The organism is Dongia deserti (assembly GCF_003574735.1).
GTDB classification, from domain to species: Bacteria; Pseudomonadota; Alphaproteobacteria; order Dongiales; family Dongiaceae; genus Dongia_A; species Dongia_A deserti.
Window position 1 is genome coordinate 618137 of the sequence record NZ_QORW01000001.1, and the last position, 15717, is coordinate 633853.

Annotated in this window: 12 protein-coding genes; 3 read left to right on the forward strand and 9 right to left on the reverse strand. The window is 63.2% G+C overall.

What is annotated here, in order from left to right:
- Nucleotides 1-66: 66 nt before the first annotated feature.
- The 3 genes from hisD to DTX69_RS03020 all read right to left on the reverse strand — a co-directional run bounded on the left by hisD (nt 67) and on the right by DTX69_RS03020 (nt 3952).
- A complete protein-coding gene (gene hisD, locus DTX69_RS03010; protein ID WP_119299979.1) occupies nt 67-1380 on the reverse strand; it encodes a histidinol dehydrogenase in 1314 nt (437 codons plus the stop codon).
- A gap of 89 nt (nt 1381-1469) precedes the next feature.
- On the reverse strand, nt 1470-3317 hold the full coding sequence (locus tag DTX69_RS03015; RefSeq protein ID WP_119300046.1) for a thiamine pyrophosphate-binding protein: 1848 nt from the start codon (nt 3315-3317) through the stop codon (nt 1470-1472).
- Entirely contained in the window at nt 3314-3952 is a 639-nt protein-coding gene (locus DTX69_RS03020; RefSeq protein WP_119299980.1) for a ThuA domain-containing protein, read from the reverse strand. The genes DTX69_RS03015 and DTX69_RS03020 overlap by 4 nt, the downstream gene beginning before the upstream one ends.
- A 176-nt stretch (nt 3953-4128) precedes the next feature.
- On the opposite strand from DTX69_RS03020, the gene DTX69_RS03025 reads away from it, so the two are divergent.
- On the forward strand, nt 4129-4956 hold the full coding sequence (locus tag DTX69_RS03025) for an XRE family transcriptional regulator (protein WP_119299981.1): 828 nt from the start codon (nt 4129-4131) through the stop codon (nt 4954-4956).
- A 195-nt stretch (nt 4957-5151) separates the two neighbouring features.
- On the opposite strand, the gene urtE is transcribed toward DTX69_RS03025, so the two are convergent.
- The 5 genes from urtE to urtA all read right to left on the reverse strand — a co-directional run bounded on the left by urtE (nt 5152) and on the right by urtA (nt 10736).
- Complete coding sequence (gene urtE, locus DTX69_RS03030) at nt 5152-5847, reverse strand: urea ABC transporter ATP-binding subunit UrtE (protein ID WP_119299982.1); 696 nt, start codon at nt 5845-5847, stop codon at nt 5152-5154.
- Nucleotides 5848-5849: 2 nt separating this feature from the next.
- Nucleotides 5850-6629, reverse strand: a complete 780-nt coding sequence (urtD, locus tag DTX69_RS03035) for an urea ABC transporter ATP-binding protein UrtD (protein WP_407643966.1) — start codon at nt 6627-6629, stop codon at nt 5850-5852.
- Nucleotides 6626-7762 (reverse strand): urea ABC transporter permease subunit UrtC, encoded by a 1137-nt coding sequence (gene urtC, locus DTX69_RS03040; protein ID WP_119299983.1) that lies wholly within the window; start codon nt 7760-7762, stop codon nt 6626-6628. The genes urtD and urtC overlap by 4 nt, the downstream gene beginning before the upstream one ends.
- On the reverse strand, nt 7759-9357 hold the full coding sequence (gene urtB, locus DTX69_RS03045) for an urea ABC transporter permease subunit UrtB (protein WP_119299984.1): 1599 nt from the start codon (nt 9355-9357) through the stop codon (nt 7759-7761). The genes urtC and urtB overlap by 4 nt, the downstream gene beginning before the upstream one ends.
- Nucleotides 9358-9437: 80 nt before the next feature.
- The gene (gene urtA, locus DTX69_RS03050; RefSeq protein WP_119299985.1) at nt 9438-10736 is read right to left on the reverse strand and encodes an urea ABC transporter substrate-binding protein; all 1299 of its coding nucleotides are present in this window, start codon (nt 10734-10736) and stop codon (nt 9438-9440) included.
- Between the two features lie 263 nt (nt 10737-10999).
- Here urtA and DTX69_RS03055 point away from each other — a divergent pair, with 263 nt between their 5' ends.
- Together DTX69_RS03055 and DTX69_RS03060 are read left to right on the forward strand one after the other, a co-directional pair.
- Nucleotides 11000-14374: a hybrid sensor histidine kinase/response regulator gene (locus DTX69_RS03055; protein WP_119299986.1), complete on the forward strand. Its 3375-nt coding sequence runs from the start codon at nt 11000-11002 to the stop codon at nt 14372-14374.
- Nucleotides 14364-15317: a response regulator transcription factor gene (locus DTX69_RS03060; RefSeq protein WP_284735511.1), complete on the forward strand. Its 954-nt coding sequence runs from the start codon at nt 14364-14366 to the stop codon at nt 15315-15317. The genes DTX69_RS03055 and DTX69_RS03060 overlap by 11 nt, the downstream gene beginning before the upstream one ends.
- Before the next feature lie 183 nt (nt 15318-15500).
- Here the strand turns inward: DTX69_RS03060 and DTX69_RS03065 are convergent.
- Nucleotides 15501-15717 (reverse strand): transposase (locus DTX69_RS03065; protein ID WP_162916576.1); only part of this gene is annotated, 217 nt, incomplete at its 5' end.

The window sequence follows — 15717 nt, forward strand, 5'->3', positions numbered from 1 at the left end:
CGCCGGATGTTCGTTAGTGCGCCGGTCCGCGATCGTTTCTCATGATGCGGTCTCCCGATGCGACTTTCATTCCGCCGACGCCGCCTGCGCGTACGGAACGTTGCGCCTGCCATAGCGCCGCACGCGGATGTTGCCCTGTTCGGCATGCCCGGCGAATCCTTCGAGCATGCTGAGGCGCGAGCAGTATGCGCCGATCATGGCCGAGGCCTCGTCGGTCAGCACCTTCTGGTAGGTGCAGGTCTTCAGGAATTTCCCGACCCACAAGCCGCCGGTGTAACGTGCAGCGCCTTGCGTCGGCAGCGTGTGGTTGGTGCCGATCACCTTGTCGCCATAGGCGACATTGGTGCGAGCGCCTAGGAACAACGCGCCATAGTTCTGCAGGTGCCGATGATAATAGTCGTCATCGCCAGTCATGACCTGGACGTGTTCCGAGGCGTAGCGGTTTGCTTCTCGGACGACCTCGTCCCGGTCGTCGCAGACGATGATCTCGCCGTAAGTCTCCCAAGCGCGACGGGCAATGCTCGCCGTTGGCAATTGATCCAACAGCCGTTGCACCTGCGCGAGCGTGTCCCGCGCCAGCTTCTCCGACGTGGTCAGCAGCACCGCTGGCGAGTCAGGCCCATGCTCGGCCTGGCCGAGGATATCGGTGGCGCACAACTCGCCGTCGACGCTGTCGTCGGCGATGATCAGTGTCTCGGTCGGGCCGGCAAGGATGTCGATTCCTACTCGGCCGAACACCAAGCGCTTGGCCTCTGCAACATAGGCGTTGCCCGGACCAGCGATCATGTCGACCGCCTGAATGCTTTCTGTACCGAGCGCCATGGCAGCGATCGCCTGCGCGCCGCCCAGGCAGTAAATCTCGTCCGCACCGGCCAGATATTGGGAGGCGATAATGGCCGGTGCGGGCCGCCCCTGGAACGGCGGCGAGCACGTGATGACACGGCTGCAGCCCGCAACGCGCGCGGTCAGTACGGTCATATGGGCCGAGGCGAGCAGCGGATATTTGCCGCCTGGCACGTAGCAGCCCACGTTGGCAATCGGGATGTTGCGGTGGCCGAGCACCACGCCCGGAAGGGTCTCGACCTCGAGGTCGGTGAGGCACTTCTTCTGCTCGGTCGCGAAGCGGGCGACCTGCGTCTGGGCAAATTCGATGTCGGCACGCTGTTCCCGGGTGAGCTGGCTGACGCAGGCTTCGATCTCTGACTTGGAGAGGCGGAAGTCCTGGGGATCGTAGCTGTCGAACCTGCGCGAGTAGGCGCGAACGGCTTTGTCGCCGTCGCGCTCCACCGCCAGCAGGATCTCCTCCACGGCTCGAGTGAGCTCTGCTCGCTGCACCTGCTGCGATGAGGTCGACGCTTTTGATTTGATGCTACGCGCCATTCGTCACCTGTAACTGCGCCTGAGGGCGCACCCTTCCATTCGCGGCAGCGAACCTGCCGCGCCTAACGCTCGCCGCTTCGCCGGAGCGACTACATGTGCTGTTCTAGGGCGCGGCCCTCGGCATATTCGTCCTGGCCTTCCGCCACATAGGCCGGCACCGGGAAATCCCACCAACCGGGCACGAACGGACCCGCCGCATCGCGCGCCGTCATCACTTCGACCAGGGCTGGGCCACCGGTATCCAGTGCCTTGCGCAGGACGCGGTTGAGATCGTTCGGCTGCTCCACCCGCCAGGCTTCGAGTCCGAAGTTCTTGCCGACTTCCGCGAAGTGCGGCGAATAGGGCTTGCCGTTCGGCAGATTGAACTCGCTGGCGACGTGCCGCCCCATGATCTTGCGCTGGCCGCCGCGGATCGACATGTAGCCCGAATTATTCTGTACCAGGAACACGACCGGGATGTTGTGCATGACGCAGACTGCGATCTCCTGGAAAGACTGCATGAAGTCGCCGTCGCCGAGCACGCACACCACCTGCCGGTCCGGGCAGGCAAGCTTGGCACCGATGGCCGCGGGGACCGCCCAGCCCATCGAGGAGAAACTGCCCGATGTGAGGTGGGTGCGCGGTTCGTAGACCGGGAAGCTCTGCTTCACGGCGCCCTGGGTGTTGCCGGAACCAACCACCACGATGCCATTGCGCTCGAGAACCTTGCGCAATTCACCCAGCGGACGCTGCGAGGTGAATGGCGCCTCGTTGCTGTCGCGCCGGCTGGCTAGTTGCTTTTCCCACGCCGCCTTCAGCTTCTGCAGCTCCTGGAAATAGCCCACCCGAGCAGCCGCGGCCGTCTTCGACTGCTGAGGCGAAATGGCTTCCAGCAGATCAGCCAGCGCACTCTTGGCGTCGGCGACGATGCCGACCTCGGTCGGATAGTTCTTGCCGATCTCCTGGAAGTCGATGTCGATGTGGATCAGCTTGGCCGGCGGGATCGAGAAGCTTGTCCCTTTGCGCCAGCTCGAAGCCGACCAGTCCGTGAATCGGCAGCCGACCGAAAGGACCAAGTCGGCACCGGACGCGATCGCGTTGCCGCAGGTCGTGCCGGTCTGGCCAACGGAGCCAGCAAACAAATCGTGATCCTCCGAGATGGCGCCCTTGCCGTTCCAGGTCGTCACCACCGGGATTCCCAGTCTCTCCGCCAGCTTTGTCAACTCCGGCGAGGCGTTGGCGGTGATGGTGCCGCCGCCGGCCACGATCACCGGACGCTTCGCTTTCAGCAGCAGCGCCGCCGCCTTCTCGATTGCCTGCTGATCGGCGCGCACGCGCCCAAATGCCATGCGCTCCTGCAACGGGTGAATGGTCGCGTCCGCGGCCTCCGCCTGAACGTCCATCGGCACCTCGACGTGCACGGGACCTGGCCGGCCCGACAGCATGGTGCTGAAGGCGCGGTGCATGATGAAGGGCAGTTCGTCGACCCGGCTCACTTCCCAGTGGCGCTTGGTGACGCCTTCGACCACGCGCGGAAAGTCGCTCGAATGGAAACGCTCGAGTTCCTGCATCACGCCATGGCCACGCATATGCGTCGCAGGGCCACCTGTCAGCAGCATGGTCGCGGTGGAGTCCGCATAGCAGGTGCCGAGGCCGATAATAGTGTTGGTGGCGCCTGGCCCGATCGAGGTGACCGCCGCCATCGGGCGGCCAGAGGCGCGATAGAATCCATCGGCCAGATGCACGGCGCTCTGCTCATGCATCACCTGGATGACCGGGATCTCGCTGCCCGGCTCGAGAAACGCGTCGAGCAATGTCCAGCATCCGTGCCCGGGAATGGCCGAAATGTAGGGCACGCCGTAGGTCTTCAGCGCCTTCGCGACGATCTGACCGCCGGTCAGCCGCGCACCGTTTTTGCTTCCGGATTCGATCCGGTCCTTCGCCTTACGTTCGCTCATGATCGCACCGCCCATTGAATGCCGCGCCGGGTCATTTCCAGCACTTCCGGAATGGAGAGTTCGGCCGTGGAATGGCCGATCGAGTGGTAGAAAACGCGCCCCTTGCCCCACTGCCGCTTCCAGGCGACAGGGACGATCGCGCCGTCGATCCAGGGAAAGAACCCGCCGCTGAACCGTGTCGTGGCGAGCACTTCGTTCGCCGGATCGGTATGCATGTAATACTGCTCGGAGGAGAGCTTGAAGCCCTTTAAGCCCTGCGTAATGGGATCGTCCGACGCCGTGATCTCGACCTCGTAGTCGACGAAGTCGCCGGGATGACAGATGAACTGCCCGCCGAGCACGAAGTGGAACATGTGGTTGTCGTTGAAGGCATCGGCGATCCCGTGCCAGGCGGCGATGCCGACGCCGCTTTCCACAGCCGTAACCAGCGCGCCTTCCTGCGCGCGGTCGAGCTTGCCCTGGGTCCAGATCGGAACGATCAGGTCGAATTCCTGCAAGCGGCCGGAGCTCAGAAAACTTAGGTCAGTAATCCGCTCGACTGAGAAATCATTCAGCAGCTTCTCCTCGGCGAAGTCCGAGATCTGCTCCGGATAGTGGCCTGGCCAGCCGCCACAAAGTACCAGCGCCCGCTTCATGAACTCCTCCCGCTACGCCGCATTCGCGGTCTGATGTGGGGACTATCCTGCCGAACGGCGTGCTTCACAATTTCGCAACAGGCGGAAAGGTGACGCACGCTGACGCGCCACTTGCGTCACTCTGCGTCACACCCTAAGACAGGGGCGTACGAGCAAAGAGAGATTCAGGGGCGGAAATGACTCGGGAGGAAGAGCTTCGGAATTTTGCGCAGAACCTGCGTGTGCTCTGCCGATCATTCAACTCGGTCGCCGACATCTGCCGTCGGATCGACATCAACCGCCAGCAGTTCAACAAGTACCTTTCCGGCCAGCACTATCCCTCACATCGGATCCTTAGCCAGATTGGTAGGTTTTTCTCGATCGATGAACGCGAGCTGTTCCTCGATACCCCGGCATTCGAGAAGCTGTTCGAAGGCGTTCAGTTCGACGTCACGGCGCAGCTCCGCCGTTCGGTGAAATACAACGACTTTCTGCCCTATGTGCATAGGTCGGTCGATGCGCTCAGGCCGTTTTATGGCGTGTATAACCGCTACCACAACTCGTCTATCTACAAAGGTCGGATCCTGCGTTCGATCCTTTGCTTGCACGAACGTGATGGCATCGCCCAGTATCACTACGTCGAGCGATTCCCCAGCCTCGATGGCTCACGTCGCACGGCGTACCTGTTCAAGTACTACGGTGTCGCGCTTTTCCTGGAGGAGCGGATCTTTCTGATCGATTTCGAGGGATTGCAGAAGAACGAGATGACGTTCTCGATTCTGATGCCGAACTACCGGAACGCTTTGAGATTCCTCTACGGCCTCGTGAGCGGCGTTGCAGCGACGCCGTACCGCGAACCATTCGCGACGCGCATTGTCCTCGATTATCGTGGACCAGGGCAAATCAAAAAACAGCACATGAAGGAGGCGACGGCAATGTTGCCGAGCGATGCTTCGATACCCGTTGAGGTGCGCTCGCATTTGACCGAACCGGGTGCAGTTGTGATCCGCGGCGGAGCGTCCTAGGTAGATGCCACTTGTGTCACGCTCTTCTGTAGCCACAAGGCCATTTCCGTCTTCGATAGGCCAAGCCGGACGAGGCAGCAGGTCTGCGACAGGTCCGCTTTACCTCCAGCATCCGACCTCTTCTGCTGCCCGCGGATTGGCCAAGAAGTGCCAATTGCAGACGTGTATCCAACGCGATCGCGTACTCGCTCCATGTTACACAGTTATCCTGCGCCGGATCTCGGCGGAATCGAGCGATGATGCTGCTCCTTGGAGGACAATCTCGCCGCGATCCATGACGGCAATGCGGTCGGCCAGTTCGCGGGCGAAATCGAAATATTGCTCGACCAGCAGGATCGTCATGTCCCCGCTGCGGCTAATAAGAGAGATGACCCTGCCGATATTCTTGATGATGGAGGGCTGGATACCCTCGGTCGGCTCGTCCAGCAGGAGCAGCTTCGGCCGCATCACGAGGGCTCGCGCCAGGGCGAGCTGCTGCTGCTGCCCGCCGGACAGATCGCCGCCGCGCCGGCGCAGCATGGTCGCGAGCACCGGGAAGAGATCGAAGATCTCCGCGGGGACCCTGCGCTGCCCGCGTGGCAGGACGGCGAACCCGGTTTCCAGATTCTCCTGCACCGTCAGGAGCGGGAATATCTCCCGGCCCTGCGGCACGTAAGCAATTCCGAGGCGCGCACGCTCGAACGGCTTGAGCCCACCAATGTCCTTGGCTTGCCAGATGATCTTGCCGTCGGCGATCGGGTGATGGCCGACGATCGCCCGCAGGAGGCTGGTCTTGCCGACGCCGTTGCGGCCCAAGAGGCAGGTGATCTTGCCGATCTCGGCTTCCAAGCTGACGCCCTTCAGGACCGCCGCCGCGCCGTATCTGAGACCGATCCTCTCCAGCATCAACATGGCTATCGTCCCAGATAGACCTCAATGACACGCGGGTCGTTGCTGACATGCTCAAGCGATCCTTCGGCCAGCACGGAGCCTTCGTGCAGCACCGTGACCTTGACCGCCAGGGCACGCACGAAGGTCATGTCGTGCTCCACCACGATGACGGAGCGCGTCTCGTTGATCCGGCGCAGCAGCTCCGTGGTCTGCTCGGTCTCGGCATCGGTCATGCCGGCCGCCGGCTCGTCGACAAGCAGCAATTCTGGCTCCTGCGCCAACAGAATGCCGATCTCCAGCCATTGCTTCTGGCCGTGGGACAGCTCACCGGCCATGCGACCGCGCATGCCGGTCAGTCGAACCATCTCCAGAATGCCATCGGCACGCTCGCGCTCTATTGCACGGGTGCTGGCGAACAGCACGCGGCTTGGCCGCCGATCCGCCTTCAACGCCAGCAGTAGATTGTCGAACACGCTGTGCATCTCGAACACGGTGGGTTTCTGGAATTTGCGGCCGATACCGAGCGCGGCGATTTCCGCTTCGTCCAGCTGAGTCAGATCGGCTTCGCGAAACATCGCCTTTCCGGAATCCGGGCGGGTCTTTCCGGTGATGACATCCATCATGGTAGTCTTGCCGGCACCGTTCGGACCGATGACCGCCCGCATCTCCCCCGGATCAAGTACCAGCGAAAGCCCGTTGAGCGCCTTGAATCCGTCGAAGCTGACGCTGATGCCATCCAGATAGAGCAGCGGCTGCATGCTTTCCGGCGTGCCGCCGATCGTTGCCACTGGCGCCGCGTTCATTCGCCGGCCTCCAGCGCGCGCCCGGTGAGCTGCTTGCGGACTTTCGCGGGCTGGCTTCGCCAGGTACGGAGGCCCGTGAACAGGCCGACAATGCCCCGTGGCATGAACAAGGTGACGAAGATGAAAAGACCGCCAAGCACGAACAGCCAGATCTCCGGGAACGTGCCGGTGAGAACCGTCTTGGCGAAGTTCACGATCACCGCGCCGACCATGGAGCCGACCAACGTGCCGCGCCCGCCGACGGCAACCCAGATCACGGCCTCGATGGAATTCGCCGGCTCGAACTCGCTGGGATTGATGATGCCGATCTGCGGCACATAGAGCGCGCCCCCGATGCCGGCCATCATGGCCGAGAAGGTGAAGACCAGCAGCTTGTAGCGCTCCACGCGGTAGCCCAGGAAGCGCGTGCGGCTCTCCGCGTCGCGGATCGCGATCAGCACCTTGCCGAAGCGCGATTGCGTAAGATGGCGGCACACCAGGAAGAAGAAGCTGAGGAACGCGCCGGTCGCGATCAGCAGGCCAGCCTTGGTGGACCCGGCCTGCAGGTTGGCGCCGAGCAGATCCTTGAAATCGGTCAAGCCGTTGTTGCCGCCGAAGCCCATGTCGTTGCGGAAGAAGGCCAGCATGAGGGCGAAGGTCAGCGCCTGGGTGATGATGGAGAGATAGACGCCGCTGACGCGGCTGCGGAAGGCGAGATAGCCGAACACGAACGCCAGCGCGCCCGGGACCAGCACGATCATCAGGGCCGCGAAGGCGAAGTGATCGAAGCCGTACCAGTACCAGGGCAGCTCCTGCCAGTTCAGGAACACCATGAAATCGGGCAGCACCGGGTCGCCATACACGCCGCGCGTCCCGATCTGGCGCATCAGATACATGCCCATCGCATAGCCGCCGAGCGCGAAGAAGGCGCCGTGGCCCAGGCTCAGGATCCCGACATAGCCCCAGACCAGGTCGACGCTGAGCGCCAGCAACGCGTAGGCCAGGTACTTGCCAAGCAGCGTCACGACATAGCCCGGAACATGAAGCGCCGAATCAGCGGGGAGCAGGCTGAGCAGGCCGACCGCGATCGTCAGGGCGAGCGGGACGGCCGCGACCAGCAGACTGCCATAGAGGCCGAGGCGCGCCGAGATCATGTCTCCACCGCCCGCCCCTTGATCGGGAACAGGCCGCGCGGCCGGCGCTGGATGAAGAGAACCAGCAGGATCAGCACGGCGATCTTGCCGAGCACGGCGCCCGCAACCGGCTCCAGCAGCTTGTTGGCGATGCCGAGCGACACCGCGCCGACCAGCGTGCCCCAGAGATTGCCGACGCCGCCGAACACCACCACCATGAAGCTGTCGATGATGTAGGACTGGCCGAGATTGGGGCTGACATTCTCGATCTGGCTGAGCGCAACGCCCGCGACGCCCGCGACACCGGAGCCAAGCCCGAAGGTCAGCGAGTCGACGGCATCGGTCCTGATGCCCATGGAGGCCGCCATCCGCCGGTTCTGTGTGACCGCCCGCATCTGCAGGCCCAGCGCGGTCTTGCGCAGCAGCAGGATGAGCAGGGCGAACACCATCATCGAGAAGACGATGATCCACAGCCGGTTGTAGGTGAGGACCAGCCCGCCGACATCGACCGCGCCGCTCATCCAGGAGGGGTTGCCCACCTCCCGGTTGCTCGGCCCGAAGACGGAGCGGACGGCCTGCTGCAGCACAAGGGAGAGGCCGAAGGTCGCGAGCAGAGTCTCCAGCGGCCTGCCATAGAGGAAGCGGATGATCCCCCGTTCGATGGCGACACCGGCCGCGCCAGCCACCAGGAACGCGAGCGGCAGCGCGATCAGCAGAGAATAGTCGAACAGGCCCGGCGCGGCGTTGCGGATGAGATCCTGCACGACGAATGTCGTGTAGGCGCCCAGCATCACCATCTCGCCATGGGCCATGTTGATGACGCCCATGACACCGAACGTGATGGCGAGCCCGATCGCGGCCAGCAGCAGGACCGAGCCGAGGCTGAGCCCGTAATAGACGCTTTGCACGCCGGACCAGAAGGCCAGCTCCCGGTCGATGGATTTCAGGGCCGCATTGGCCGCCGCGGCGATCTCTCCCGAGCTCTTCTCGGCTGCGGTGCCCAGCAGCACCCGTGCGGCCTGGTCGCCGCGCGCGGCGAGGGTCTCGACGGCGGCGATCTTGTCCGCATCCGGCGTTTCCGGGACCATGAGGAGGATTGCGGCGCGCGCCTGCTCCAGCAGCGCCTTCACGCGGGCATCCGTTTCTTCCGCCAACGCCTGCTCCAAGGCCGGCAGGCGCCCCGGATCGGGCGAGCGGAACAAGGTGTCGGCCGCGTTCATGCGCTGGCCGGGATCGGGCGAGAGCAAGGTGAGCTGGCCCATGGCGGCTTCGACGGCGCGCCGCACACGATTGTTCACCTTGACCGGCTTCAGCTTCCCGGGCGGGTCCGCGGCGGCGCCGGTCCTTGCTTCGACAAGCGCGCCCTTCGCGTCCTCTATGTAGAGGCTGTGGTCCGGGCCGATCCGCAAGCGGCCATCCGCCAGCGCCTCCAGGATCTTGGGCGCGACCGCATCGTCGGTCGCGGCGAGCGCGCCGATCGCCTGCTCGACCTCGGCGAAGTTCCCGGCGAAGCCCGCAATCGCGTCATCGATCTCGTCGGCACGCGCAAGGCGCCCGCCAGCCAGTGCGGGAAGAATGGCGCAGAGCAGAAGCAGGCCGGAAACCCAGCGGCGCATACCCGATCACCAGAAAATTCAGGAGACAAGCAGCCGGCCAGCGATCCGGTGGATCGCCGGCCGAGCCCCTCTCCCCAACGCTATTGCGTGACAGTTCCCATGCACTTGCCCGTGGCGGCGTTGAAGTTTCCGCACGAAAGCGGCGCCCGCCAATCGGAGATCAAGTCCTTCGACCCTTCCAGGTAGTCCGACCATTCATCGCCGGGCACCAGGCCGGAGGTCTCCCAGACGGTATTGAACTGGCCGTCGCCCTGGATCTCTCCGATCAGCACCGGCTTGGTGATGTGATGGTTGGGCAGCATCGCGGAATAGCCGCCGCTCAGGTTCGGGACGGCGACGCCGACCATGGAATCGATCACCGCATCGGTCTCGGTGGTGCCGGCCGCCTCGACCGCCTTCACCCACATGTTGAAGCCGATATAGTGCGCTTCCATCGGGTCGTTGGTGACGCGCTTCTCGTTCTTGATGAAGGCGTGCCATTTCGCGATGAACTCCGCGTTCTCCGGCGTATCGGCGCTCATGAAGTAGTTCCACGCGGCGAGGTGGCCGACCAGCGGCGCGGTATCGAGCCCTGCCAGCTCTTCCTCGCCGACGGAGAAGGCCACGACCGGAATATCGGTCGCCTTGATGCCCTGGTTGCCGAGCTCCTTGTAGAACGGCACGTTGGCATCGCCGTTGATCGTGGAGACGACCGCCGTCTTCTTGCCGGCCGAGCCGAACTTCTTGATCGCCGCGACTTCGGTCTGCCAGTCGGAGAAGCCGAAGGGCGTATAGTTGATCATGATGTCCTCGGCCGCGACACCCTTCGCCTTGAGATAGGCTTCGAGGATCTTGTTGGTGGTGCGCGGATAGACGTAATCGGTGCCTTCGAGCACCCAGCGCTCCACGCCCTCCTCGTTCATCAGATAATCGACGGCAGGGATGGCCTGCTGGTTCGGAGCTGCACCGGTGTAGAAGACATTGCGCGAGCTCTCCTCCCCTTCGTATTGCACCGGATAGAAGAGGATGCCGTTGTTCTGCTCGAACACGGGCAGGACCGACTTGCGACTGACCGAGGTCCAGCAGCCGAATACCGCCGCGACCTTGTCGACCTCCAGCAGCTGCTTGGCCTTCTCCGCGAACAACGGCCAGTCGGATGCCGGGTCGACGACAACCGCCTCTAGCTTCTTGCCGAGCAGGCCGCCCTTCTTGTTCTGCTCGTCGATCAGCATCAGCATGACGTCCTTCAGGGTCGTCTCGCTGATCGCCATGGTGCCGGAGAGCGAATGCAGGATGCCGACCTTGATCGTCTCCTCGGCCAGCGCGCCGGTCGCGCCGAAGCCCATGATGGCGAGCGCCAACGCGCCGCTCAGGGCCGTCCGGCTCTTGAATTTATTCATTCTTGTCTCCCTTCCTGTTTTCACAATGCGTTGTTGCATTGCATCCCTGATACTCCAGCCGAAGCCGCTCGGCGTTCTGAGCACCGGTGCGGCACAGGCATAAAATACAGCGTTTTCCGACTATTAGCTGATCTAGCCAGAGAGGATCAGTCAGCGCCATGGGGCGTTTGACGTATATTGCAGCGCAGCAACAAGGTGGCGCATACTCGGGTGAGCGATGCCTGGATGGCTGGCGGGCCAGGGGGGATGAACGGCATGGCGGGATGACGGGGCGGCAACGGATTGCGCGCGTTCGGCGGCAGTACAACCAGTGGGTCGGCAACGAGACCCTGGAGGATTATGCGCTGCGCTTTACCGCCCGGAGTGCCCGGCGCTGGTCATACTTCCGCGTCTCCAACACCGCCCTGGGCGCGATCTCGTTCCTCGCCTGCGAGGCGATTGGCGGTGCGCTGACGCTGGAATATGGCTTCACCAACGCCGCCGCCTCGATACTCGCGGTCGGCGCTCTTATCTTCCTGACCGGACTCCCGATCGGCTACTACGCGACGAAGCACGGGGTTGATGTCGACCTGCTGACGCGCGGGGCGGGGTTCGGCTATATCGGGTCCACGATCACCTCGCTGATCTACGCCTCCTTCACATTCCTGCTGTTCTCCGTCGAGGCCGTCATCATGGCCCTGGCGCTGGAGATGTGGTTCGGCATGCCGCTATGGGCGGCCTATGTGGTCTGCGCCCTGGTCATCATCCCGATGGTCACCTACGGCATCCGCTTCATCAGCCGGATGCAGCTTTGGACCCAGCCGATCTGGCTGATCCTGCAGATTGCGCCGCTCGCCTACATCGCGTTCAATGACAGCGCCAGTCTGTCGGACTGGGCGAGCTTCACCGGAAAGCAGGGCGACGGCGCTGGCACGTTCAATCTGCTGCTGTTCGGTGCCGCCGGCTCGACGTTGCTGTCGTTCGTCCCTCAGATCGGTGAGCAGGTGGATTACTTGCGCTTCCTGCCCGATCCCGCCCGCCAGGGGGGCGGGTTGAAGCAGCGTATCGCGTGGTGGACCGCCATGCTGACGACCGGCCCAGGCTGGATCTTCATCGGCGCGATCAAGCTCCTCGCCGGATCCTTCCTCGCCGTGCTCGCGCTTTCGCATGGCGTGCCTCATGAGCGCGCCGCGGAACCGACGCAGATTTTCCGCGTCGCCTTCGAGTCCATGTCGCTGTCGCCGCAGATGGCGATCGTGCTGACCGGCATCCTGGTCATCACCTGCCAGATCAAGATCAACGCAACCAACATCTATGCCGGGTCCATCGCCTGGTCGAACTTCTTCTCGCGGCTCACCCACAGCCACCCGGGGCGCGTGGTATGGGTGGTGTTCAACACGCTGCTGGCGTTGCTGCTCATGGAGCTCGGCATCTTCGCGGCGATCGAGCGCATTCTCACTCTCTATTCGAACCTGGCGGTGGCCTGGATCGGCGCGCTGGTCGCCGATCTCGTGATCAACAAGCCGCTGGGCCTCAGCCCGCGCGGCATCGAGTTCCGGCGCGCCCATCTCTATGACATCAATCCGGTCGGTGTCGGAGCCATGCTGGTCTCCATCGTCTGCTCCACGGCCGCCTATTTCGGGATGTTCGGGCCGGCCGCGCAGGCCTTGTCGCCCTTCATCGGCCTGTTCGTGGCGATTGCGGTTGCACCGGTAATCGCATTCTGGACCCGTGGGCGCTATTACATTGCGCGCGAACCGCACATGGATTGGCAAGGCCAGATCGAAGTTCGCTGCTGCATCTGCGAGCATGTGTTCGAACGCGAGGACATGTCCTTCTGCCCGGCCTATGCCGGCCCGATCTGCTCCCTGTGCTGCACGCTCGATGCGCGCTGCCATGACCTGTGCAAGACAAACAGCAGGTTCACGGAGCAGCTGCAGGTCGCATTGCGCAGATTGCTGCCGTCACAGCTGGCGCTCGGCCTCAATTCGCGCCTCGGGCGCTTTGCCGGTCTTTTCCTCACGTTCAATCTGGTGATCGGCATCGCGCTGCTGCTGATCGGCGTCTTCCAGGGCGCGGCGGGATCGGACGTCGACGCGGCGACGGTACGCACAACGCTTCTCTCTACCTATTTCGCCCTGTTCGGCATCTCCGGCATCGCGGCCTGGCTGCTGGTCCTTGCGCATGAGAGCCGGCAGGTTGCCGAAGAAGAAAGCGCGCGCCAGAACCAGATGCTGACCCACGAGATCGAGGCGCATGAGCGCACCTACGAGCAACTGCAGAAGGCCAAGCTGGCCGCCGAATCCGCCAATCTTGCCAAGAGCCGCTATATCGTCGGCCTCAGCCACGAGATTCGGGCTCCGCTGAACGCAATCTTCGGCTATGCCCAGATCCTGGAACGGGATACCGGATTACCGCCCCGCCGCCAGGAGGCGGTGCGCGTCATCCGCCGCAGCTCGGAGCACCTCTCGACACTTGTGGACGGCTTGCTGGATATCGCGAAGATCGAGGCGGGGCGGCTCCATCTCAACCGCGATCGCATCGCTCTGGTCGAGGTGGTGGAGCAGATCGTCGGCATGTTCGAGATCCAGGCCAGGAACAAGGGCATCTCGTTCCTCTATGAGCCGGCCGCCAACATACCGCCCTTCGTCTATGCGGACGAGAAGCGCCTGCGGCAGATCCTGATCAATCTTTTGTCCAATGCCGTCAAATACACCCACGAGGGCCACGTCGCGTTCCGCGTGCGCTATCGGGGACAGGTTTGCGAGTTCGAGGTCGCCGATACGGGTATCGGTATTCAGGAAGAGGACCTGTCAAGGATCTTCGAGCCGTTCGAGCGCGGCAGCAGCGCCGGAGCGCTGTCGATTCCCGGCACCGGCCTGGGCCTCACCATCACCAAGCTGCTGACCGAGATCATGGGCGGCGAGATCGCGGTTGAAAGCAAGGCCGATCAGGGCAGTGTCTTTCGGGTGCGCCTGATGCTGTTCGCGGCGGAGGCAGCGCCCGCGATTCTTCAGCAGCGCCGCATCAAGGCCTATGACGGCCGACGGATCAGCGTGATCGCGGCCGACGACGACAGCGCGCACCTGGAGTTGCTGCGCGATCTCCTGGTGCCGATCGGTTTCGAGCTGCATACCGCGTTGAACGGCGGTGCCTGCCTGGAGCTCGCAGCCGCGGTGGCGCCCGATCTTGCGCTGCTCGATCTGTCCATGCCCGGAAAGAGCGGCTGGGAAGTTGTGCAGGCACTGCGGGCGATGAACGGCGCACGCACCGGCATCATCATCGTCTCGGCGAACCTGGACGAACAGCGCAAGATGACCGAGTTCGGAGTCACGGCCTTCGTTTCCAAGCCCATCGATGTGCAGGTCCTGCTCTCGAGCATCCAACGCATCCTCGGACTCGCCTGGATCTACGACGAGCCTGAGCCGGCGCCAAATAGCAGCGAAACAGCACCACCGATCCGTATCCACTCGCGGGACTTGGAAGACCTGCATCGGTTGGGCAAAATTGGCTACGTGCGCGGGATCGAGGCCAAATTGGCAGAAATGGAGGCGTCCGATCCCGATCATGGTGCGTTCGTCGCCGACATGCGCGCCTTGGTGCGGGATTTCGAGCTCAAGCGCTACATGGCAGTCCTGGATGGGCTCCGTGAGCAATAATGCCGCATCATCCGACGCAACCACGACACAAGCCCGGCGCGACATCGTCCTCGTGGTGGACGATTCACCGGAGACGCTGAGCTTCCTCACGGAGGCGATCGAGGCGGCCGGGGCCACCGTCCTGATCGCGGTCGATGGCGAGAGTGCGCTTTCGCTGATGGAACAGATCACGCCGGACCTCGTCCTGCTCGACGCCGTCATGCCAGGGATCGGCGGGTTCGAGACCTGCCGGCGCCTGAAGAGGAGCGACCAGTTTGCCCACATACCGATCATCTTCATGACGGGGCTCAGCGATACGGAGCATATCGTGAAAGGGCTGGAAGCCGGCGGGGTCGATTACCTCACGAAGCCGATCGTGCTGGACGAGTTGGTCGCGCGCATGCGGGTTCACTTGTCCAACGCCCGACGTGCCCAGGATGCGCGCGCAGCGCTCGATGCGACAGGACGCTTCCTGCTCGCCGTCAGGTCCGACGGGCGACTGCTGTGGAGCACGCCGCAGGCGGCAAAATTGCTGCGCACCGTTCTGCCGTTGGTCGATACACCGAACTTCCGGCTGCCGGCCGATATCGTTCTTTGGATCACACAATCCGGCGAGCGCAGGCCAGATCCCCTGCCCGATCAATGGCACTTCAACAATGCGCCGTTGCAACTCGTCTATCTCGGTCAGATCCGAAACGGCGAACATCTCCTGCGTCTATCCAGCAATGAGAAGGAGGAAGAAACGAGCATCCTGCGCCGCCAATTCTCCCTGACCGGCCGCGAGGCGGAGGTTCTGCTGTGGGTGGCGCGCGGAAAATCCAACAAGGACATCAGCAACGTGCTCCACATCAGCCCGCGCACGGTGAATAAACACCTGGAGCAGATCTTCGAAAAGCTTGGTGTCGAAAACCGCGCCTCTGCCGCAGCCCTCACCATAGCAACGATGCATAGCACCAAGAAGTAGCCGCGCGCGGCTGAGGTCCGCTATGGGTCTTGGTCGTGTGGAAACGCTGCCGCAAGGTCTCAGGCGGTCGTGGTTATCAGAGGATTTGGGGATTTTCGGCGCGAACAGCCGCCATTGGCGTGTGAGAGCCACTGTAAGGCATCTGGGCCGTCCAGTCGGCCAGAGGGTGGCGTAGAGAGCCAGCTATGCCACGATCGTTGCGATGAGCGGTTTGACGCCGACGATGTTCATCATCCGCGTCAGATTGTAGGCGAGCACGGAGAGTGCCATCTCGGTGGCGACCTTCGGCAGGGTCTTCATCAAGAAGTGGGTGGCTCCCATCCGGGCCTTGATCGTGCCGAATGGATGTTCGACGGTTTCGCGCCGCTGACGCATCTTCTCCGGGTGCTCATCGAGCCGG